The sequence below is a fragment of the Roseburia sp. OF03-24 genome (assembly GCF_003463035.1).
GTDB lineage: Bacteria > Bacillota > Clostridia > Lachnospirales > Lachnospiraceae > Roseburia > Roseburia rectibacter.
The window spans coordinates 95,504-117,536 of record NZ_QSCK01000010.1; the positions used below are offsets into that span (position 1 = coordinate 95,504).

Consider the following 22,033-nt stretch of genomic DNA (forward strand, 5'->3'; position numbering starts at 1 on the left):
TGCAGATATCCGGATGACAGAGACGAGTTAGAAATGGAGAAGAAATCAGATGGATGATAAAATTTTTGATCAGATTCATGACGTCGATTTGAAAAAAACGATGGAAACATCCTATATCGATTATGCCATGAGTGTTATCGCACAGCGTGCGCTCCCTGATGTCAGGGATGGTTTAAAACCTGTACAGCGCCGTGTGCTTTACTCAATGATAGAGCTGAACAATGGTCCGGATAAGCCGCATCGTAAGTGTGCGCGTATCGTCGGTGATACGATGGGTAAATACCATCCGCATGGAGACAGTTCTATTTACGGAGCACTTGTAAATATGGCACAGGAGTGGTCGACCAGATATCCGTTAGTTGACGGTCATGGAAACTTTGGTTCCGTGGATGGTGATGGCGCTGCTGCCATGCGATATACCGAAGCACGTTTAAGCAAAATTTCCATGGAAATGCTTGCCGATATCGGAAAAGATACCGTAGATTTTGTGCCGAACTTTGATGAGACAGAGAAAGAACCTACCGTTCTGCCGTCCCGTTACCCGAATCTTTTGGTAAACGGAACAACCGGTATCGCTGTAGGTATGGCGACAAACATTCCGCCGCACAATCTGCGCGAAGTTATCAATGCAGTGGTAAAGATCATTGACAACAAGGTGGAAGAGGATCGCGATACCGATATCGAAGAATTATTATCTATCGTCAAAGGACCGGATTTCCCTACCGGAGGCATGATCCTTGGAACAGCCGGAATCAATGAGGCTTACCGTACCGGACGTGGAAAAGTCCGCGTGCGTGCTATTACAGATATCGAACCAATGCAAAACGGCAAGAACCGTATCGTGGTAACGGAACTTCCGTACATGGTCAACAAAGCAAGACTGATCGAAAAAATCGCAGAGTTAGTGCGTGATAAGAAAGTAGACGGGATCACAGATCTTCGTGATGAGTCAGACCGTCAGGGTATGCGTATCTGTATTGAACTCCGTCGTGATGTCAATCCAAATGTAGTACTTAATTTACTTTACAAACATACACAGCTTCAGGATACATTTGGCGTGATCATGTTAGCGCTTGTCAATAACGAGCCGAAGGTATTAAACCTCTACGACATGTTAAAGTATTACCTGATCCATCAGGAAGAGGTTGTTACCAGAAGAACCAAATATGAATTAAATAAAGCCGAAGAGCGTGCCCACATTTTAGAGGGCTTGCTGATCGCACTTGACAATATTGATGAAGTCATCAGCATTATAAGGAGCAGCCAGAATACACAGGAAGCAAAATCACATTTGATGGAGCGTTTCTCCTTAAGCGATGCACAGTCACAGGCAATTGTAGATATGCGTCTGCGTGCACTGACAGGTTTGGAACGTGAGAAACTCGAAGCAGAGTATGCAGAGCTGATGGACCGCATTGCAGAACTGCGTGCAATTTTGGCAGATAAGAAAAAACTGCTCGGCGTGATCCGTACGGAGATTCTGCTTATTGCGGATAAATACGGCGACGACAGAAGAACATCCATTGGCTTTGACGAGTACGATATTTCGATGGAGGATCTGATTCCGGTAACAAACACTGTCATTACCATGACAAAATTAGGTTACATCAAGCGCATGAGCCTTGACAATTTCCGCGCACAGAACCGTGGCGGTAAGGGAATCAAGGGAATGGAGACGATTGATGACGATTACATCGAAGAACTTTTGATGACGACATCCCATCACTACATGATGTTCTTCACAAACACCGGACGTGTATACCGTATCAAGGCTTACGAGATCCCGGAGGCAAGCCGTACCGCGAGGGGAACTGCAATCGTAAACCTGCTCCAGCTCCAGCCGGGCGAGAAAATTACGGCAGTTATCCCGATTCGTGAATACACGGAAGGACATTTCCTGTTCATGGCGACAAAGAAAGGCATTGTGAAGAAAACACCGATCACCGACTATGCAAATGTCAGAAAGACAGGACTTGCTGCGATCAGTTTAAGGGAAGATGATGAGCTGATCGAGGTAAAAAAGACAGATAACAATCAGGATGTTTTCTTAGTGACGAAATATGGTCAGTGTATCCGGTTTAAAGAGACAGATGTAAGAAAAACAGGCCGTACTTCCATGGGAGTCATCGGTATGAATCTTACGGATGGGGATGAAGTTATCGGTATGCAGATGCAGTCCCAGGGGGATGCACTCATGATCGTTTCAGAAAAAGGTCTTGGAAAATGTACACTGATCTCCGAATTTACCACGCAGAACCGTGGCGGTAAGGGTGTAAAATGTTACAAGATCACCGAAAAGACTGGAAATATTGTCGGCGTGAAAGCGGTAAACCAGGACAATGAACTGATGCTGATCACCACCGAAGGAATTATTATCCGTATCAAAGTCAGTGATACAACGTTGCTCGGAAGAATTACTTCCGGTGTCAAACTCATCAACTTAGATGAGAATGTCACGGTGGCAAGTATCGCAAAAGTCCGTGAGGATAAGAGTCTGATCGACAATGCAGACACATCCGAACTGCTCAGTGAGGAGGAAGAAAAGGAAAGTGCAGCCATCGCTGCGGAAAATGCAAAAAAGGCATCTGTAGAAAATACAGAGACAGACGACGAGCTGATGAAAGAACTGTTAGAGCGCGCAGAGGCTGATGGTTCCGAGGATGAGGAAGAATAGATAACCGTATAGTGAAGAAAGGGCAGAAGCTGAATGGAAAAAACAGTGTATGAACTAATGCATGGCGAAAAGATAGTAGCAGACATTGGGACGAACGGAGTATGCACAGTTTTGGACAGGGCGTTTCTGCCCTTTTCAATTTATCTGGAGGATACAGCAGAAAATGATGATCTCGATATCCGCATGGATAACCTCACCAATTTTTATTACTGGTGTGCAACCCGTGTTCTGACACTTGACCGTGTCTATGCAAAGGAAATTTTAAACAGTATCGGAGCACTGCAGGCGCAGACCGACCGTGACCGTGCCAAAATAGCGCTGTCCTATCACTGTCTGTCACTGACTGATATTTTCTGGGTTCGGGAAAAAGGGGAGAATATCACATTTTCACAGATCAATCTTTTTGAAAATCATCTGGATAATGCACTTGTGGATATTTCCCTGCGCGGAAAACAGATGACCGTAGAGAACAGTTACCTGATTGCTGACGATCTCTCAACCAACGGCGTGTTTCCAAAAGCGTGGATCAGGGAAAAAAATTCGTTTTCCCTTTTGAAAAATGGAAACAGCAGGGCTGTGGAAAATGAAATCCTCGCAAGTAAGATCTGCCGCTGTTTTGACTGCAGACAGGTGCTCTATGAGGAAAGTATGTTTGACGGACAGAAAGTTTCCAAAAGCAGGATCATTACGTCGGTGGATTACAGCATGGTATCAATGGAGGCATTTGAAATCTATGCAGCAAATCATGACATTCACGTTATGGATTTCGTGTTAAAGCTGGATGCATATTCCTACTACATGATGAACCTGCTCGATTACCTGATTGGCAACACGGACCGCCACTGGGGAAACTGGGGATTTCTGGTGGACAACCGCACAAACCAGCCGGTACGCCTGTTTGACCTGATGGATCTCAACCAGACTTTTTTGGCATATGATACGCCAGATGGTGCAAACTGCATGACTACCGGAAACCGGAAAATGTCACAGCGTGAGGCTGCGGTGGAGGCGGTAAAAAAGATCGGGCTGAACCAGAGGGCTGAGATCAAAGATGAGTGGTTTGAAGGCAGGGAAAAAGAGAGGGAGATGTTCTGGTGTAGATTTGGAATATTAAAGGAACAATGAAAAGCGTAAAAATCTGAAGGTGCAAAGAGCGTGGGTTATGGAACAAAAGATGATGGAAGTGGTATTAAAATATTACAGGGAGAAGTATCACCTGAGACAGGAAGATATCTGCAGAGGAATCTGTTCTGTTACCACTTTGTCGAGACTGGAACAGGGGAGCAGGGAGGTCGATTCACTTCTTGGACAGACACTGCTTGGAAGGATTGGAAAAGAAGTCACTCTGTTTGAAACAATTTTAAGTGAACAAGATTATGAATTGTGGAAAATGAGGGAGCAGATTGAAAAATCTGTGGAAAACAATCAGGTAAAAACTGCGAAAAAGAAGATTAGAGAATACCGGGGAGTCATGCCACAGGATGAATCTGTACATGAACAATATTGTCTTTATCAGGAAGCACGTACCATGATCGCAGAAAAGAATACTGGAAGCAGTTTGTGTGGGATTTTAGAAAAAGGAATCTGTCTCACAATTCCTGAGTTTAGGAAATCAATGGAAAAGGTGCGTCTGTACAGTCCGGTTGAGATCGGGATGATACTGCTGCTCATACACTATGATCCGTCGAAGACAGAGATGGCAGAACAGGAATTATTAAATATTTTAGCGTATGTCAGTGGGTATCAGTCCGGGGGCAAAAAAGAAAAAGTCAGTACGGATATCTTTTTAGAGCTGATCTCCATACAACAGAGAAAAAATGATTACAGAAAAATTATGTTTTACACAGAAAAAGCGATTCAATGTATCAGTGAGGGAGCGGGTTTTTATCATCTTGCAGACATCTATTTTCTGCGGGCAAAAACGAGAGAAAAGCTCACGCCAAAAAATGCGGATAAAAATATGCTGTTAAAGAAAGCGATGGAAGAATGTAAGATTGCTGCGTGTCTGTATCAGTTGGAGGGGCAGGATGAAAAGGCACGGGATGCAGAAAAGTATGGTGAGGGATTAGTATGTCAAACTACAGAGCCGGAGATATAATACGGATGACAAGAGAGTTTGTTGGAATGTCCAGGGAAGAACTGAGTGATGAGATTTGTTCGGTACAGACATTGTATCGTATCGAGAGCGGAAAGACTCGCGTAAAAAGAGAACTGTATGCAAGACTCATGGCAAAAATGGAGCGTGTACCGGAAAAGAGCTATGCCATCTGTGTTGGGAAGAACTTAGAACTGTTAGAGGAACGAAAACTTTTTGAGCAGGCAATGCAGAATTATGACTATGAAAAAGCAGATTTATATTTAGGCAGGATGAAAGAGAAAGCGGATGATAATGTGATCACCAGGCAGTATCTTTTAAAGTCAGAAGCATTGATGGACTATTACTGCAAAAGAAGTGACAATCAGACAACAATCGAAAAATTGCAGGAGGCAGTCCGGCTGACACTTCCGGATTATGAGGAATGTCTGAAAAAAGATTTCCCGTTTACCGAACAGGAAATCATGAATCTGATGAGCCTTGCAAATGCTTATGCACATGCCGGGGATGTGGATGAGGCGGTGTATATTTTTGAGAGACTGCTACAATGCTTGCAAAAGGATTATATTTTTGGAGCGTATGCAGATTATATGAAAGTGTTAATTCTTAGAAATCTGACGGTCACATATAACAAACAAAAAAGATATAAAGAGGCTTTAACATTATGTGAACAATGCCTGAGGGAGGCTTTAGAAAAAAATATTGGAAATATCATCAGCGATGTATTAAGTGATAAAGCATGGATTATTCTCAGACAGATAGAAACTGGGGAACGAAAAAAGGAAGATTTACAGATCGGAAGAGAATTGTTGCAGAAGGCGTATTATATAGCTGTTGCAAGGAGGAGTAAAGAAAAATGTCAGATTTTAAGAAATGCATATAGAAAAGAATTTCATATGGAGCTGTAAAAGTTAAAATTCACGTAAATCCATGTAACTGCCTTCAGATAGGGGCATTGTTTCATAGTAATTAAAAGAATAAGATGAATTATTATGAAAATTCATAGAAATATTAATAGTAAACAATAGTATTATAAGTATCTTTTTTAATAATTGTTTCATTTTAGTCTCCCTTTGAAAATATTTTTTAATATAATTCATAAGTAGCAAAAAGACCATACCATAACTGGAAAATAACATTTTCCAGTTATGGTATGGTCTTTTTTATATAAATTATTAAAATAATTTTATAGTTAGTGCACAAACTAAATAATATTTATGGAGGAAAAACAAATGAGAGATGAAAAAATTGTTGAATTAAGCGAAGAAGAACTGGAAAGTTTATGTGCATGTGGATGCAGTTGTGCAAAGGCATTTAGTGCAGGTATGGGGGCTGGAGAGGCTGAAAGTGAAGAATAACTAAAAAGGGGCTACTGATTATATATAAATTTATAATTAGTAGCCTTATAATATGGGGGAAAAATGAGAGTTAGTAGTGATTTAATATTTTTAGGTAAAGACAAAAAAGTAGTAATATATAATTATTTCATTAATAGGGCAATAATGGTTAATAAAGATAGTGCCCATTTTATTAAATATAATATGGGAAAATGCATAGAAACCAACATGATAGTAGATGAAAATTTAAAGATATTAAAGAAAAATGGTGTAATAATAGAGAATGAAAAGGAATACAAAGAAAAAGAATATAAAATAAAAGATATTAATGTCAATATAAATACTGTATATTTCCATGTAACACAAAGGTGTAACTTAAATTGTACATATTGTTATAATAAAAAGAATTTAAATCTTTCAAAGGAATTAGATACAAAAAATATAATAAAAATTTTAAATAAGTTAAAGAAAATAAATGTAGAAGTTGTTAATTTTACGGGAGGAGAACCGTTACTAAGAAATGATATAGAAGAAATTTTAAAAGAGGCCAAAAAATTAAAATTTAATGTTTGTCTATTGACTAATGGTACCTTATTGAATAAACATATATCTATATTAGGGGTTATAGATAAATGTATTGTTAGTATTGATAATATTGATAATAAAGAAAATTCCTTAACAAGGAAGGGAATAGATGGTTATGATGTATTAAGTACGATAGAACAATTACCAGAGAAATATAAAGAAAAAATATGTGTAAGATCTGTTGTTACAAAAGGAAATGAAAATATAATAGAACGAAATAGAAAATACTTTGACAAGTTAAAAATTAAATATATTGTAAGCACATGCTTGCCTAATAATAAAGACGAAGTAAAAAATATGCCTAGATTAGATAATAACTTAATAGATGGAAATAAGCCATCAATGTGTGGTGCAGGAAAAAGAATAATTGCAATTGATTCAAATGGGGATATATACCCATGTCAAACTTTTGTAAGAACGATATATAAGTTTGGAAATATACTTGATGATAATTGGTATGAAGAATTTCTATGTAATATTATGGATAAAAAAAATAGTTTTAAAAGTATTATGCATAAAGAAAGATGTAAAAAATGTAAATATAAATATATATGTTTAGGTGGATGCCCCAATTTAGCTTATAGAGTTTATAATGATGTAAATCATTCAAATGATTTTATGTGCAAAATATACAAAGAAAATGCAAAAAAATTTTTGTTATCACTGTTTGAAGGTAAGGATAATGTATAAAGATAGGTACAATGATAGTTTAGTAAGGTTTTTTAGTGTTTACTATGAAAAAATAAGTGAAAATGAAGTGAAAAGTATTATAAATTATACACTTGGTCTAAAAAATGATAGATTTAGTAGATTTATAGAAAATGGAAAGCGTGTTGATAATATATTAGATTTATTAGAAATAAAATATTTAAAAATAAATAATATTATATATATATTAGAGAGTGAAAATAAATTAGGAATACATAAAGATGATATTATTTTAAATGGAGAAAGTATATTACAAAAAAGTGAAAAAAATTTTAAAATCCTAAGAAATGAAAAAATTTTACAAGTACAGATACCTGATATATGTTTAAGTAAAAAAGAAACGTTTTTTTTTTCTAAGGAAAGTGAGCAAATCACATATGTAAAAATCCAATATTTCTCTGAAAGTACTATAAAAAAAATTAAAATGTTAAATTTAAATAATAGAACATTAATATTAGACTTGAGAGATAATATGGGGGGAAATGTATTGCTTGCAAATAAGTTTTTAGAAAATTTTGTATGCTCAGAAGAGCCTATTTATTATGTGGAGAACATTGAGAAGAAAAAATATGGTGTATATATTAATTCACATCTGGATAATAATACCAAGATTATAATTATGGTTAATTCATATACAGCCAGTTCTGCTGAGTTAATATCTTTAGTTTTAAAAAATGAAAAAAGGGCATTTATTATAGGGGAAATAACAAAGGGAAAAGGGGTAATGCAAAAAAAAATAAAAATATCACATAATTTAGAAATATTGTTACCTGTATATGAATACTATACATCAAAAACTAAAATAAATAATGTAGGTATTATACCAGATATAGTTGTAAATGATAAATTAATGGATGATTGGGTAAAAAAAATATGAAAATAGAAAAATTTGGAAGATACTATATTATACAAGCAATCTTGATTATATTTGAGGTTGTGATCAATCTGATCATTTTTGCAGTTCCGCTCGCGGTAAATCAGATCATCAATGGAAAACTTGCACTGACGGATCGTGTGATAGCATTTATCATAGGGTTTATGCTGCTTGAGATTTGTATCCAGTTTGTCTATCTATTGATCGAGCTGCACATGCAAAAAGAGTACAAGAAAAATTTGTCGAAGGAAATTTACCAGAAAATCTATTCCATGAAATACGCATCAATCATAAAGTACGGTGCAACGTACCTGACGGAGCGGGCAGACTCGACGGTGCTCACATTGGCGAATCTGTATATTATGTCGGTCCCGATACTGACTGCAAAATCACTGGTTATTTTGTTGATTCTGTTATACTCCCTGACCATCAATATTTTTATTTTTCTGGTGATGCTGTTTATCTTGATACTCAATGTGGCTGGATTTTATATCCTGAATAAAAATTTACTGAAAAAATCAGCCGAGATGCAGCGGATTATTCCAAAGGAGCGAAAAGACATTTATCAGATCGCCAATCAGGTAGATTTTATCAAGCAGAATGAAGACAATACAAATCTGAATGACATACTTGAAAAACATTTAGAAATTATCGAACAGGAAAATAAAAGGGTAAATGTTTATGCGCGTGGGATGAGTGAAGTCATCGATTTTTTTAACATGTTCGCCCAAAACATTATTTTGATCGTGGTATTTTATATGTATCTGCAGGGGAATACAAAATTAAACAGCATTTTTACAATTTCGATTCTCATGTCGTATCTTTTACCTGCCATCTCAAATATTGTGAAGGTAAACCTGAATTTAAGAGAGGTAAAGGCAAGCCGGGAATTTTTACAGCTTGTGGAGGATGAGCAGGAACAGAGTGGAGATATAAAGATAGATCATATTGATGATGTCGCGGTCGATATGGAAAAACTTCAGACGATGGACGGGATCTTACTGGCAAAAGATATTCATATCCAGGCAAAAAAGGGAGATATCATTGGAATCGTGGGGGAGTCCGGTTGTGGAAAAACGACACTGATGAAAAGTATTTTAAAATTCTGGGATCAGAATACCGGAATTAAGATCAATGGAATCCCGCTGGAGAATATTGAAAACCATTCCCTTCGGAAACAAATGTCATTTTATTCGCAGAATGTGCCAATCATAACAGGTTCATTTTATGATAACTTAAACTTTGGGCGCAGGAAAATGGAACCGGAGGTATACCAGAACATTCGTTTTTTAGATAAATTTACAAAAGAACGTGATATCTTTACACCTTTTATTCTGGAAAATGGCAACAATCTGTCCGGCGGTGATAAACAAAGAATCGCACTGGCTAGAATGTATACCGAGGAGGCAGAGGTTCTGATTTTAGACGAACCGACAAGTTCACTGGATGAAACGACCGAAAAGGATATTTTAGATGGGATCAGCCACTGCCCGGATAAGATTATCTTTCTGATCACACATCGAAAAGAGAATTTGAGGTACTGTAATAAAATTTACCAGATCCGTGACAAAAGAATGGTAAGCGTGAAAAACGTTGATGAGTTATCAAAATAAGTCAGAACAAAAAAACAGGGTGGCAGCACCCTGTTTTTTTACCATCCACCGCCTAAAACCGACCACCTGCCGCAAATCAGTAGAAACCGTTCCAGACATTGCCTATAATGACATCAGAAAGGAGGAAGTGAGAAAATGCAAATAGAAATAAAACTCGACGAATCCTGCAAAGAACCCAAGATCATCATCCATACAGACAAGATGACCGAAGAAGTATCGCAGATCGTAAAGCTGCTGTCGGAGGAAAAACCGGAAGTCTTTGCGGCGATTCACGAGAATGGCGAAATCATTTTGTTAGAACAGACGGAAATAATACGGATCTATGCAGAAAATGACAGGGTATATGCAAAGACAAAAGACGGCAGCTACCGGTTAAAGGCAAGACTGTATGAGTTAGAGGAGAGACTGAACAAAAAAATGTTTATCCGCATCTCCAATTCGGAGATCATTAACCTGAAAGAAGTAAAAAAATTTGACTTAAGTTTTTCCGGGACGATCTGTGTTTCGATGTCAGACAAAACAGCAACGTATGTTTCAAGGCGTTACGTCAGAAAAATCAAACAGGTATTGGGATTATAGAAATGGTGGTGTGTGTGAAAAATATATTTTTCATACACAGGAATGGAGGTTATCATGAAAAAAAGAATTTTATGCAGAGCGCTTATAGGTGCGCCGATCGGTCTGGCAATCAGTACTGCAATCACAATTTTTTCTTCACTCATATACGGTGACGGAAATTATTATCCGGTTGTCCCGGCATTGGTGGAGCAGTGTGGAAATGAAATTAATGCGGTCGTGGCGCAGATGATCGCATCTTTGCTGTACGGTGCAGTCTGGGCAGGCGCGTCCGTGATATGGGAGATGGATGACTGGAGCCTGCTGCGGCAGACAGTGACTCATCTGCTGGCAGGTTCGATTGCAACATTTCCGGTTGCATATCTGATGTATTGGATGAAACATAGCATTGCAGGGGTCGTTGTGTATTTTGCGATATTTATCGGAATCTATGTTGGAATCTGGATCACATTATACAGCAGGGCAAAGAGAGAGGTCACAAAGCTGAATGAAAAAGTAAGTTTACAAAACCGGTAAGAGATCTGTTTTTTATTGCAAAACACCGCTCCATTTGCAGGTATTTTTCTAAAAAAAGAAATGATACATTGAAGAAAATGAGAAACTTGCAGGAGGGGGACTGCTGTATGGAACACAGGTTCTTACAGCAGCAAGGCAGAAAATGGAGAAAAATATAAAATTTGAACAGAACACACCGCTGTGGGATAACAGTCTTTCGATAGAAGAACGTCTTGACTATCTGACAGGGGCAATGACGCTTGAAGAAAAAATACACTGTCTGACAACCGGATGCCCTGACATTCCGAGGCTTGGAATCCGGGCAACTTATATGGGCGGTGAGGCTGCACACGGGATTGAGGCGAGACATGACCAGGCATTTAATAAAGGGGAGCCGGAGCCGACCACAGCTTTCACTCAGCCGATCGGTATGAGTGCGAGTTTTGACAGGGAGCTGATCAGAGAATGTGGTCGCGCTGTCGGCGAGGAAGCCAGGGCTTTGTATACAAGAAATGGTGGAGGCGGGCTCTGCCGCTGGGCGCCAACGATTGATATGGAGCGTGATCCAAGATGGGGAAGAACTGAAGAATCATATGGCGAAGATCCATATCTGACCGGAGAGATGGCAGGCGCATATATCCGCGGTATGCGTGGCGAAGATCCGTTTTATATCCGCTGTGGTGCGACGTTAAAACATTTTTACGCAAACAACGTAGAAAAAGACCGGATTAAGATTTCATCTTCTGTGGACCGGAGAAATAAAAACGAATATTATTTAAAACCTTTCAAAAAGGCAATCATGGAGGGCAGTGCGGAGGCAGTCATGACATCCTATAATGAGATCAATGGAATCCCTGCGATCGTCAATGATGAGGTGCGCCATATTTTAAAGGGCACTTATGGGCTGCCGGGACATGTGGTCTGTGACGGGGGTGATTTTTCACAGACAGTGAGCGACCATCATTTTTACCGGACCCATGGAGAAACACTGGCAAACGGGTTGAAAGCTGGTGTTGACTGTTTTACAGATGATGGAGAAGTCGTTTATGCAGCAACGCGGGAAGCATTGGATAACGGCTGGATCACAGAAAAAGATATTGATGAGTCGGTGCGTAATTCTTTCCGGACGAGAATACGCCTTGGCATGTTTGATAAAGAGAGCGATTGTCCATATCAGAACATGGGCGAAGAATATATCAACAACGGGGAACACAAAGAACTTGCACGCAAAATGGCAGATGAAGCGGTTGTTCTTCTGAAAAATGAAAACGGCATACTTCCTCTGGATGAAAAAGCAGAAAAAAAGATAGCAGTGGTCGGTCCGCTCGCGGATGTGTGGTACAAAGACTGGTACTGTGGTATCCCACCTTATGCGGTGACAGTTTTAGATGGAATCAGGGAAGCATTTACCAATGCAGAAATCAGTCATGAAAGTGGGCTGTCAGAAATACAGATTCGTCTGACAGAGCAAAACAGTGATGAATGTTACGTGGGACTAGATCAAAACAGCCGGTTAAAACTGGTAAAAAAAGAACAGGCAGAAACATTTATTTTAAATGACTGGGGCTGCGGCAATATGACGCTGACAGCAAAAAGCAATGGAAGATTTGTTACGTTAGAAGAAGATACAGATATCATTAAGGCAGATAAAAAAGAAGCCTTTGGATGGTTTGTCCGTGAATCGTGGAATTTTAAGAAAGAAAAAAACGGTTTTACACTGGAAAGCTGGAATAAAAAGCAGGTCTTTGTGGATAAAGCAGGTTATTTTTCTATTTGCGTGGATAATCCGTCAACGCAATTTGAGATAGAAATCGTAAAAGATGGAAAGAAAGCTGCTGAAAAAACAGCAGAGAAAGCTGATTATGTGGTTGCAGTCATTGGCTGTGATCCGGTTATCAACAGCAAAGAAGAGGTAGACCGCACCACACTCGCACTTCCACCGGAGCAGGAAGAACTGGTAAAAGAGGTTGCAGCGGCAAATCATAACACCATCGTGGTCTTGATTAGTAATTATCCGTATGCAATTGGCGAACTGCAGAAACAGGTTCCGGCAATCCTGTTGTCAGCATCGGGCAGTCAGGAACTTGGACACGGAATTGCAGATGTAATGACTGGAAAGGCATCGGCAGCAGGAAGAGTAAATATGACATGGTATCATTCAGATGAAGACCTGCCGGATATGAACGACTATGATATCATTCAGGGAAAACGCACCTACCAGTATTTTGACAGAGAAGTGCTCTATCCGTTTGGATATGGTATGTCTTACACGACATTTTCCTACGAAAAAATGCAGATCAAAAAAGAACGGGGCTGTATCAAAGTGAGCTGTTTTATCAGGAATACTGGAGAAAAAACCGGGGATGAAGTCGTACAGCTTTATGTGCATAAAAAGGATTCCCGTGTAAAACGACCGATCAAACAGCTGGCTGGATTTGAGCGTGTCCATAATATAAAACCGAAAGAAGTCAGAAAAGTTAACTTTACAGTACAGTTGTGGGAGTTAGAGTATTATGATGTGATCTCAGAGCGTATGATCTTAGAGGACGGAAACTATCAGTTTATGGTTGGCGCATCTTCACAGGACATCCGTTTAGAGCAGAGCATTATGATTGACGGATTACATGCCGGAAAAAGAAATCCATTCCAGACGACTGCTGCTGATTGTTATGATGCGTATGACCACATGTTCCTGCATCGGGGAATCAACGGTTCCTCCTGTGTGATTCCGGGTTCTGCCGGGGATGATCCGGATATGATCGGGGAATGTCCGGTAGAGGGAACGTTGATTTATCATGATTTTGTCTTTTATAAAAAACCGCGCAAGTTAAATATCACGTTAAAGGTACTCGAAACAGCTCATATCACTGTGACGGGTGAGAACGGAGTGCAAATTACTGCAGAACCGGTAGACTGCTACCGGATGTTAGAAATAGACCTGCCGGAAGATTGTATAAAGACAGGAGTACCGGAAACGGTTCAGATCCGGGTGGAAGGAAAATGTAAGATATCTAAATTTGTGTTTGCCTGATAAAAAATTCACAATTGAACCGCAGGCTGTGAAGTGTTATAGTATGTTCTGGATGATATTCCGTATACAAGGAAATCATACCAGAACATATTTTTTATCAGAAAAAGAGAATAAAACAAGGAAAACCGCTTGTATCCGTCAGTCGACGGAATGAGACAGTCGCATGCTGCTCTACCGGAGGAGAAAATTCATGCTCGTAAAAGAGTCTGTATTTTGTTCCACAAAAAAAGGGGAGGATCGCATGCAGATCAGTTTTATTGGCGCCGGGAAAGTCGGCGTGTCACTCGGAAAATATTTTATCAGTAAGGGCAGGAAAGTAGGAGGTTATTATAGTCTAAGCCCAGAGTCTGCCGCATGGGCAGCAAATTTTACACACACAAAGCAATATCAAAGTATCAAAGAAATCATTAGCAGCAGCGACATGATCTTTTTTACCGTACCTGATGACAGAATCAGGGAAGTCTGGGAGTCGGCAAGACCGTATACCCATGGTAAAATCATTGCACACTGCAGCGGGATTCACAGTTCGAACATCTTTTCTGATATAGATCGTACTGGTAGTATGGCCTATTCTATTCATCCACTCTGTGCCATCAGTGACAGGGAAACATCCTGGCAGGCGCTTGGTGATGTACTGTTCACCATTGAGGGGGATGCACGAAATATCTCCAATATCCAAGACATGTTTACGCAGATGGGAAACCGTACCTGTTTTATTTCTGCGGAAAACAAAATCAAATATCATGCAGCGGCGTCTTTGGCATCAAACCATATGACGGCGGTATTTTTTATGGCACAAAAACTGTTCTTAGAGTGCGGTTTTACGGAACAACAGGCAAATGAGGAATTGTACCGGCTTGCAAAAGGCAATCTGGAAAATATCCATGCACAGGGATGTATTGCTTCCCTGACCGGACCTGTGGAGCGCGGTGACAAAAATACCGTACAGAAACATCTGGATGCATTGAATGCTGACATGAAAAAAGCCTATCTGGAAAATGCAAAGCAGCTTTTAGAGATTGCGGAGCAGAAAAATCCGGATAGAGATTATGCGGCAATGAAAGAAGTTTTCATGCCGACAAAAATTGAAAAATCGTGTGAAAAATAAAGATTTTCACATGCAGGAATGGAGAATGAAAAATGAAAAACACAGTACTGACTTTGCAGAAGCAAAAAGACGAACACGACAAGATCACAATGGTAACGGCTTACGATTACACGACCGCGAAGATCATGGATGAATCCGGCGTGAACACGATCTTAGTCGGAGATTCACTGGGTATGGTCATGCTTGGTTATGATGATACATTATCCGTGACCATGGAAGATATGATCCATCACACGGCAGCAGTGACCAGAGGAGCAAAAAATGCATTTGTTGTTGCAGATATGCCATTTATGTCCTACCAGACTTCCGTCTATGATGCGGTGGTCAATGCGGGACGCCTGATGAAAGAGGGCAGGGCAAACGCAGTCAAATTAGAGGGTGGAGTAGAATTTGCCCCGCATATCAAGGCAATCGTACAGGCATCGATCCCGGTCGTTGCACATCTTGGACTGACACCACAGTCAGTCAATGCATTTGGCGGATTTAAAGTACAGGGCAAAGATATCGAAGCGGCACAGAAACTGATCGAGGATGCGAAGGCAGTTGAAGCAGCAGGTGCATGCATGGTTGTTTTGGAATGTGTACCGGCAAAACTTGCGAAGAAAATCACGGAGACACTTAAGATTCCGACCATCGGTATCGGGGCAGGCGCAGATTGTGACGGTCAGGTGCTTGTTTATCAGGATCTGCTTGCCATGTACGGTGATTTCCGTCCAAAATTCGTAAAAGTATTCGCAAATGTCGGTGATGCAATGCGCGAGGGAATGGCAGCATACATCAAAGAGACAAAAGAGGGAACATTTCCGTCAGCAGAGCACTGTTTTAAAATAGACGATTCCGTGATCGAAAAATTATATTAGGGGGACAAAAAAATGAAAATCGTATCAACCATAAATGAAGTAAGAGAACAGGTAAAAGAGTGGAAAAAAGAAGGAAATACGATCGGTTTTGTTCCGACCATGGGCTATTTACATGAGGGACATGCGAGCCTTATTGATGCGGCACGCAAAAATAACGATAAAGTAGTTGTCAGTATTTTTGTAAATCCGATCCAGTTTGGACCAAATGAAGATTTAGAAAGTTATCCGAGAGATTTAGAGCATGATGCAAAACTCTGTGAGGAGCATGGAGTTGATCTGATCTTCCATCCGACACCGGATGAGATGTATGGGGATAACTTCTGTACCTTTGTGGATATGGATGTGCTCACAAAAGAACTTTGTGGATTAAGCAGACCGGTTCACTTTCGTGGAGTATGTACGGTTGTATCCAAGCTGTTTAACATTGTGACTCCGGACAATGCATATTTCGGACAGAAAGATGCGCAGCAGTTAGCAATCATCAAACGTATGGTCAAAGATTTAAACATGCCATTATCCATCCACGGCTGTCCGATCATCCGTGAAGAGGATGGTCTTGCAAAGAGCTCCAGAAATACATACCTTTCTCCGGAAGAGAGAAAAGCTGCACTTGTTCTGAGCCGTTCTGTTTTCCTTGGTGAAAAAATGGTAAAAGAAGGCGAGCGTGACTGTAAGAAAGTGATTGCTGCAATGACCGCGGAAATTGAAAAAGAACCGTTGGCAAAGATCGATTATGTCAAAATTGTAGATTTATCCACAATGCAGCAGATCGATACAATCGAACACGGCATACTTGCAGCAATGGCAGTCTATATCGGAAAAACAAGACTGATCGACAACTTTATGATCGAGGACTAGAAAAGAGGAAAATATGACAATTTCAATGTTAAAAGGAAAAATCCACCGCGCGACCGTAACACAGGCAGAACTTGACTATGTGGGAAGTATTACCGTAGATATCCAGCTTTTAGAGGATGCCGGAATCTTCGAATATGAAAAAGTACAGATCGTGGATGTAAACAACGGCGCACGCTTTGAAACTTATACGATCGCAGGAGAGCGCGGCAGCGGAGTCATCTGTTTAAACGGTGCAGCAGCCCGTATGGTACAGACGAATGATAAAGTGATCATCATGGCATATGCAGATGTGACGCCGGAAGAGGCAAAACAGCAGAAACCGGTTGTTGTGTTTGTAGATAAAAATAACCATACGACTGAGATTACAAACTATGAACATCATGGGGAGATATCGGCGATCCGTTAAAGAAATCCGGTAACAGCAGATATGAGAATGTGGCGTTGGTGAAACGGTAACAGTTGAATCATAAAAAGCAATAAGTTATAATTATTTATAATTTATTGCTTTTTTAGTTATGTCAATTTATTTTTGCAGAACAAAATTCATTTTTTGAAAAATAGATCTGTTTACATGGAGGGAAAATATGCCGCAGAATTTTTATGAACTCGTATGGATTTTTATCATTTATGCCTTTATCGGCTGGTGTACGGAAGTATCTTATGCAGCCTTAGACCGTGGAATTTTTGTAAACCGTGGATTTTTAAATGGGCCTTACTGTCCGATTTATGGCTGTGGCGTTGTGATCGTCGTTGCGGTGTTAACCCCATTGAAAGAAAATCTGTTGATATTGTTTATCGGTTCATTTTTACTGACATCCATTCTGGAATATATTACAGGATATCTGCTTGAAAAAGTATTTCATAACCAGTGGTGGGATTATTCTGACAAGCCGTTTAATATTCATGGCTATGTCTGCCTCAAATTTTCCATCTACTGGGGACTTGCATGTACATTTATCATGGATGTTCTGCATCCGATCATTTATAAAGGAATTACGCTGATGCCGCATATTCCAGGCGTAATATTGCTGTGTATTATCATGACTGTCTTTTTTGTGGACTGCGGCATTACCGTTGCAACAATCCTGAAATTTAATAAACGACTCAAAGTTATGGATGAAATGGCGGAACGTATACATAAACTGTCTGATGAGATCGGAGAAAACATTTATGAGAACGTGACGGACATCGTAGAAAAATCAGAAGAATTCCAGAAGACACATGCGGAGCTGCTGGATAAATTAGCGGAAACAAAGGATAACCTGATGGAGATTCCGGGCAGTGCCAAAGAAAAGATCACAGAAACGACTGGTGCAGCGAAAGATAAAATTGTTGAGACAACTGGAACTGCAAAGGATAAGATTGCAGGAACGACTGGTGCAGCAAAAGATAAGATTACAGGAACAACCGGCGCAGCGAAAGATAAATTTGCAGATACTGCCGCAAATGCCAGACTTGTGCTGGAAGAAAATATTATGGAAGCTAAGAGCAGTTTTGAAGCTAAGAAAAATGCCTGGACTGAAAAATCCGAAGAGTGGAAGAAAAACCGCGAAAGACAAAAGGCGGAACTTTCCGAACTTTCCGAAAAATATGAACATCTTTTTGAGGAGAAGAACTTTGGTTTTAAGCGTCTTATGAAGGCATTCCCTGATATGAAGTCAAGAGAGAACGATAAGACTCTGACGGAATTTAAAAAACATTTTCATTTAGACAAGCCGGAACAAAAATAAAATAAACGCACAGCGGGCAGCAGTGCAGAAACGGAGAAAACATGATCAGAACAGTCGATACCCAGATAATTACAGAAAATATCAAAGAGATGTGTATTGAAGCAAATCATTATCTTTCCAAAGACATGGACATTGCAATGAAGCAGGCAGTTGAGACAGAAAAATCCGAACTTGGTAAAAAAATCTTAAACCAGCTTCAGGATAACTTAAAGATCGCAGATGAAGAGATGATACCGATCTGTCAGGATACCGGAATGGCAGTCATCTTTTTAGAAGTTGGACAGGATGTTCATTTTGAGGGAGATGCGATCGAGGATGCCATTAACGAAGGCGTGCGTCAGGGATACACAGAAGGATTTTTACGGAAATCTGTTGTAAAAGATCCATTGATCCGTGAAAATACAAAAGATAATACACCGGCAGTTATCCATTATTCCATCGTACCGGGAGATAAAGTAAAGATTACGATTGCACCGAAAGGATTCGGAAGTGAAAACATGAGCCGCGTGTTCATGTTAAAGCCGGCAGATGGTATCGAAGGAGTGAAAGATGCCATATTAACAGCCGTAAAAGATGCAGGACCGAATGCATGCCCGCCTATGGTCGTGGGAGTCGGGATCGGTGGTACGTTTGAAAAATGTGCAATTCTTGCAAAAAAAGCGCTGACCCGTCCGGTTGGCGAACATTCCGATATCCCTTACGTGAAAGATATGGAAGAAGAACTGCTTGGAAAGATCAATAAACTTGGCATTGGACCGGGCGGACTTGGCGGTACGACAACAGCACTTGCAGTCAATATCAATACTTATCCGACACATATCGCAGGACTTCCGGTAGCTGTTAATATCTGTTGTCATGTAAACCGTCATGTAGTAAGGACAGTCTGAGATTAAGACTTTTCAAATGCAAAATACATTTTTCACACGCAGGATTTGTGCTTCGCACAAACTTGTGATGCGCTTAAAAGCAGCGTAAGAATGGAGGTTATCATGGATAAACACATTACAACACCGATTACGGAAGAAGTCACAAAAGATTTAAAATCTGGTGATTATGTTTATATTACAGGAACGATTTATGTAGCAAGGGATGCTGCACATAAAAGAATGATCGAGGCACTGCAGCGTGGAGAAGAACTGCCGATCGATATTAAGGACAGCACAATATATTATATGGGACCGTCTCCGGCACGAGAAGGGAGACCAATCGGTTCGGCAGGACCAACAACAGCTTCACGTATGGATAAATATGCACCGACATTACTTGACCTTGGAGAAAAGGCTATGATCGGTAAGGGGAAACGCACAAAGGAAGTTATTGATGCGATTGTACGTAACCATGCAGTTTACTTTGCGGCGATCGGTGGTGCAGGAGCACTTTTATCAAAATGCATCACAAAATCAGAGATTGTATGTTATGAGGATCTTGGAGCAGAGGCAATCCGCAAGATTGAGATAAAAGATTTCCCGGTTATCGTTGTCATTGATAGTCAGGGGAATAATCTTTATGAAACAGCGATCAGGGAATTTGCATCCATTTAAGAATAAAATTTTTACATGTGAGGATTTGTGTTTATGCACCGACATGCAGATGAAAAAGAGATTTTCACTGGAAAGCAGCACAGGAATGGAGAATTTTATGGAAAGAAATTTAAACTGGGCAGTTCTTGGAACTGGTGTGATCGCAAATGAGATGGCGCAGGCTTTAAATACCATGGGGAAAAAACTCTATGCAGTGGGAAACCGTACTCATGAAAAAGCAGTTAAATTTGCGGAAAAATATCAGGTAAAAAAAGTATATGATGATTTTCATGAGATGTTTACTGATCCACAGGTGGATGTGATCTATATCACTACACCGCATAACACCCATATCGAATTTGTCAGGGAAGCGCTGAAAAATAAAAAGCATGTGTTATGTGAAAAATCAATTACTTTAAACAGTCTTGAACTGGATGAAGCATTGCAGCTTGCAAAGGAAAATAATGTTATTTTTGCAGAAGCGATGACAATCTGGCATATGCCGCTTTATAAAAAATTATGGGAATTTATCGATGCGGGGAAAACGGGAGAATTTTCTTCAAATCTGAAAGAAGAGTATGCAGAGATTGCAGACTGGTTGAAAGAAGGGATACCTGCACTTGGAAAAGTCCAGATGATCCAGCTTAATTTTGGAAGTTATAAAGAATATAATATGGATAACCGTTTCTTTAATATGAATCTTGCAGGTGGGGCATTGTTAGATATCGGTGTCTATGCACTCAGTATTGCACGCAGTTTTATGGAGAGCAAACCGGATCAGGTTTTGAGCCAGGTAAAATTTGCACCTACCGGCGCGGATGAACAGGCAGGCATTTTACTGATGAACAAAGAATCACAAATGGCAGCGCTTGCTTTATCCTTACATTCAAAACAGCCAAAACGTGCAGTCATCAGTTGTGAAAAAGGATATATTGAAATCATGGAATATCCGCGGGCAGATCAGGCGGTGATTGTGGAAGCTGAGTCCGGGGTGCGCCATATTGTGACAGCAGGAGATACAAAAAAGGCCTTACAATATGAAATGGAAGATATGGAGTATGCAATAGAGACGGGAGATATCCGGAAACTCAGAATATCTGATACAAAAGATGTCATGGATATTATGACAGGTTTAAGGAAAGAATGGAATATGAAATATCCGGGAGAGATATGGTAAAAGTATACTGGCATTTAAAATGCCTTTTCTGTGATATAAATAATTATAAATCCGTATTCCGGGAATAAAAAACAGAAATGTGAAAATAATAGTTGACAAATCAGGAAAGATTTAGTATAGTTATTCATGCGTTACGGCGCACGAACAATATCATATTGATAAATAAAGACTTTGGAGAAGTACTCAAGTGGCCGAAGAGGTGCCCCTGCTAAGGGTATAGGTCGGGTAACCGGCGCGAGGGTTCAAATCCCTCCTTCTCCGCTTATTATTTACAATATGAGTTGTTCAAATTTTTTTTGAAAATGTTGTTGACAAACATCACAAACTTTGGTAATATAAACGAGTTGTGAAAAATAAGAATTACAAATTGTTTGAAAAAACATGAAAATTCAAAAAGTTACAACAAATCAGAAAAAAGTTCTTGACAAACAGAACAACACATGATAAGATATCAGAGTTGTCGTGTTTGAGATAACAAATCGGACAAAACCGATTGAAAGAAAAACTTTCAAAAAAATGAAAAAAGTTCTTGACAAACCAGTCTTGATAAGATATAATAAACAAGCTGTCGCCGAGAACGACAACAAAACAAAGAACCTTGATAACTGAACAGTGAAATAACCTTGAAAGATTCAATGAATTTCAGGGTGTTGTGAATAACAACACACGAACGTTTCTATATAGAAACAACCTTAAAACAGTAAATCAGAAATAAATCTGATTAAGCCAGTTTATAACTGGACAGGAAAACTTTTAAACATGAGAGTTTGATCCTGGCTCAGGATGAACGCT

The 22,033-nt window shown here is 39.7% G+C and carries 19 protein-coding genes and 1 tRNA gene; all 20 read left to right on the top strand.

Annotated features, from left to right (window positions below; translation table 11 throughout):
* The first annotated feature begins 49 nt into the window (after positions 1 to 49).
* The 20 genes from gyrA (at position 50) to DXA60_RS06960 (ending at position 21,502) form a co-directional block, all read left to right on the top strand.
* The gene (gyrA, locus tag DXA60_RS06870) at positions 50 to 2,674 is read left to right on the top strand and encodes a DNA gyrase subunit A (RefSeq protein WP_117920599.1); all 2,625 of its coding nucleotides are present in this window, start codon (positions 50 to 52) and stop codon (positions 2,672 to 2,674) included.
* A gap of 33 nt (positions 2,675 to 2,707) precedes the next feature.
* Complete coding sequence (locus tag DXA60_RS06875; RefSeq protein ID WP_117920600.1) at positions 2,708 to 3,799, top strand: hypothetical protein; 1,092 nt, start codon at positions 2,708 to 2,710, stop codon at positions 3,797 to 3,799.
* Positions 3,800 to 3,836: 37 nt separating this feature from the next.
* Positions 3,837 to 4,772, top strand: a complete 936-nt coding sequence (locus DXA60_RS06880) for a hypothetical protein (protein ID WP_022113192.1) — start codon at positions 3,837 to 3,839, stop codon at positions 4,770 to 4,772.
* Positions 4,745 to 5,677, top strand: coding sequence for a helix-turn-helix domain-containing protein (locus DXA60_RS06885; RefSeq protein WP_117920601.1), 933 nt, complete (start codon positions 4,745 to 4,747; stop codon positions 5,675 to 5,677). The genes DXA60_RS06880 and DXA60_RS06885 overlap by 28 nt, the downstream gene beginning before the upstream one ends.
* Before the next feature lie 324 nt (positions 5,678 to 6,001).
* The gene (locus DXA60_RS19440) at positions 6,002 to 6,127 is read left to right on the top strand and encodes a hypothetical protein (RefSeq protein ID WP_022113191.1); all 126 of its coding nucleotides are present in this window, start codon (positions 6,002 to 6,004) and stop codon (positions 6,125 to 6,127) included.
* A gap of 63 nt (positions 6,128 to 6,190) precedes the next feature.
* Positions 6,191 to 7,381 carry a radical SAM/SPASM domain-containing protein gene (locus DXA60_RS06890; protein ID WP_022113190.1) on the top strand — a complete coding sequence of 397 codons (1,191 nt, stop codon included), beginning with the start codon at positions 6,191 to 6,193 and terminating at the stop codon, positions 7,379 to 7,381.
* Positions 7,374 to 8,276 carry a S41 family peptidase gene (locus tag DXA60_RS06895; RefSeq protein WP_158570866.1) on the top strand — a complete coding sequence of 301 codons (903 nt, stop codon included), beginning with the start codon at positions 7,374 to 7,376 and terminating at the stop codon, positions 8,274 to 8,276. Before DXA60_RS06890 ends, DXA60_RS06895 begins: the two co-directional genes overlap by 8 nt.
* On the top strand, positions 8,273 to 9,886 hold the full coding sequence (locus DXA60_RS06900) for an ATP-binding cassette domain-containing protein (RefSeq protein ID WP_022112183.1): 1,614 nt from the start codon (positions 8,273 to 8,275) through the stop codon (positions 9,884 to 9,886). Before DXA60_RS06895 ends, DXA60_RS06900 begins: the two co-directional genes overlap by 4 nt.
* Positions 9,887 to 10,021: 135 nt before the next feature.
* The gene (locus DXA60_RS06905; protein ID WP_006857732.1) at positions 10,022 to 10,465 is read left to right on the top strand and encodes a LytTR family DNA-binding domain-containing protein; all 444 of its coding nucleotides are present in this window, start codon (positions 10,022 to 10,024) and stop codon (positions 10,463 to 10,465) included.
* 54 nt (positions 10,466 to 10,519) lie between these two features.
* Positions 10,520 to 10,978 (top strand): DUF3021 domain-containing protein, encoded by a 459-nt coding sequence (locus DXA60_RS06910; RefSeq protein ID WP_015561059.1) that lies wholly within the window; start codon positions 10,520 to 10,522, stop codon positions 10,976 to 10,978.
* Positions 10,979 to 11,120: 142 nt separating this feature from the next.
* The gene (locus tag DXA60_RS06915) at positions 11,121 to 13,988 is read left to right on the top strand and encodes a beta-glucosidase (RefSeq protein WP_117920603.1); all 2,868 of its coding nucleotides are present in this window, start codon (positions 11,121 to 11,123) and stop codon (positions 13,986 to 13,988) included.
* Positions 13,989 to 14,178: 190 nt separating this feature from the next.
* Complete coding sequence (locus DXA60_RS06920) at positions 14,179 to 15,096, top strand: Rossmann-like and DUF2520 domain-containing protein (protein ID WP_243006798.1); 918 nt, start codon at positions 14,179 to 14,181, stop codon at positions 15,094 to 15,096.
* Positions 15,097 to 15,128: 32 nt separating this feature from the next.
* The gene (panB, locus tag DXA60_RS06925) at positions 15,129 to 15,956 is read left to right on the top strand and encodes a 3-methyl-2-oxobutanoate hydroxymethyltransferase (protein WP_117920604.1); all 828 of its coding nucleotides are present in this window, start codon (positions 15,129 to 15,131) and stop codon (positions 15,954 to 15,956) included.
* Between the two features lie 12 nt (positions 15,957 to 15,968).
* The gene (panC, locus tag DXA60_RS06930) at positions 15,969 to 16,814 is read left to right on the top strand and encodes a pantoate--beta-alanine ligase (protein ID WP_117920605.1); all 846 of its coding nucleotides are present in this window, start codon (positions 15,969 to 15,971) and stop codon (positions 16,812 to 16,814) included.
* A 13-nt stretch (positions 16,815 to 16,827) separates the two neighbouring features.
* Positions 16,828 to 17,220, top strand: coding sequence for an aspartate 1-decarboxylase (gene panD / locus DXA60_RS06935; RefSeq protein ID WP_117920606.1), 393 nt, complete (start codon positions 16,828 to 16,830; stop codon positions 17,218 to 17,220).
* 178 nt (positions 17,221 to 17,398) lie between these two features.
* On the top strand, positions 17,399 to 18,544 hold the full coding sequence (locus DXA60_RS06940; RefSeq protein ID WP_117920607.1) for a putative ABC transporter permease: 1,146 nt from the start codon (positions 17,399 to 17,401) through the stop codon (positions 18,542 to 18,544).
* Positions 18,545 to 18,585: 41 nt separating this feature from the next.
* A complete protein-coding gene (locus DXA60_RS06945; protein WP_117920608.1) occupies positions 18,586 to 19,431 on the top strand; it encodes a fumarate hydratase in 846 nt (281 codons plus the stop codon).
* Between the two features lie 102 nt (positions 19,432 to 19,533).
* On the top strand, positions 19,534 to 20,085 hold the full coding sequence (locus DXA60_RS06950; RefSeq protein ID WP_117920609.1) for a Fe-S-containing hydro-lyase: 552 nt from the start codon (positions 19,534 to 19,536) through the stop codon (positions 20,083 to 20,085).
* A gap of 97 nt (positions 20,086 to 20,182) precedes the next feature.
* Positions 20,183 to 21,241, top strand: a complete 1,059-nt coding sequence (locus DXA60_RS06955) for a Gfo/Idh/MocA family protein (protein WP_117920619.1) — start codon at positions 20,183 to 20,185, stop codon at positions 21,239 to 21,241.
* Between the two features lie 173 nt (positions 21,242 to 21,414).
* Positions 21,415 to 21,502 (top strand) — tRNA-Ser (locus tag DXA60_RS06960).
* Positions 21,503 to 22,033 lie beyond the last annotated feature (531 nt).

Bases quoted from the DNA above. Each gene is read 5' to 3' on its own strand.
- DXA60_RS06895 (WP_158570866.1), top strand. From the start codon at position 7,374: ATGTATAAAGATAGGTACAATGATAGTTTAGTAAGGTTTTTTAGTGTT.
- panC (WP_117920605.1), top strand. From the start codon at position 15,969: ATGAAAATCGTATCAACCATAAATGAAGTAAGAGAACAGGTAAAAGAG.
- panD (WP_117920606.1), top strand. From the start codon at position 16,828: ATGACAATTTCAATGTTAAAAGGAAAAATCCACCGCGCGACCGTAACA.
- gyrA (WP_117920599.1), top strand. From the start codon at position 50: ATGGATGATAAAATTTTTGATCAGATTCATGACGTCGATTTGAAAAAA.
- DXA60_RS06905 (WP_006857732.1), top strand. From the start codon at position 10,022: ATGCAAATAGAAATAAAACTCGACGAATCCTGCAAAGAACCCAAGATC.
- DXA60_RS06950 (WP_117920609.1), top strand. From the start codon at position 19,534: ATGGATAAACACATTACAACACCGATTACGGAAGAAGTCACAAAAGAT.
- DXA60_RS19440 (WP_022113191.1), top strand. From the start codon at position 6,002: ATGAGAGATGAAAAAATTGTTGAATTAAGCGAAGAAGAACTGGAAAGT.
- DXA60_RS06910 (WP_015561059.1), top strand. From the start codon at position 10,520: ATGAAAAAAAGAATTTTATGCAGAGCGCTTATAGGTGCGCCGATCGGT.
- panB (WP_117920604.1), top strand. From the start codon at position 15,129: ATGAAAAACACAGTACTGACTTTGCAGAAGCAAAAAGACGAACACGAC.
- DXA60_RS06875 (WP_117920600.1), top strand. From the start codon at position 2,708: ATGGAAAAAACAGTGTATGAACTAATGCATGGCGAAAAGATAGTAGCA.
- DXA60_RS06955 (WP_117920619.1), top strand. From the start codon at position 20,183: ATGGAAAGAAATTTAAACTGGGCAGTTCTTGGAACTGGTGTGATCGCA.
- DXA60_RS06890 (WP_022113190.1), top strand. From the start codon at position 6,191: ATGAGAGTTAGTAGTGATTTAATATTTTTAGGTAAAGACAAAAAAGTA.
- DXA60_RS06945 (WP_117920608.1), top strand. From the start codon at position 18,586: ATGATCAGAACAGTCGATACCCAGATAATTACAGAAAATATCAAAGAG.
- DXA60_RS06915 (WP_117920603.1), top strand. From the start codon at position 11,121: ATGGAGAAAAATATAAAATTTGAACAGAACACACCGCTGTGGGATAAC.
- DXA60_RS06885 (WP_117920601.1), top strand. From the start codon at position 4,745: ATGTCAAACTACAGAGCCGGAGATATAATACGGATGACAAGAGAGTTT.
- DXA60_RS06920 (WP_243006798.1), top strand. From the start codon at position 14,179: ATGCTCGTAAAAGAGTCTGTATTTTGTTCCACAAAAAAAGGGGAGGAT.
- DXA60_RS06940 (WP_117920607.1), top strand. From the start codon at position 17,399: ATGCCGCAGAATTTTTATGAACTCGTATGGATTTTTATCATTTATGCC.
- DXA60_RS06880 (WP_022113192.1), top strand. From the start codon at position 3,837: ATGGAACAAAAGATGATGGAAGTGGTATTAAAATATTACAGGGAGAAG.
- DXA60_RS06900 (WP_022112183.1), top strand. From the start codon at position 8,273: ATGAAAATAGAAAAATTTGGAAGATACTATATTATACAAGCAATCTTG.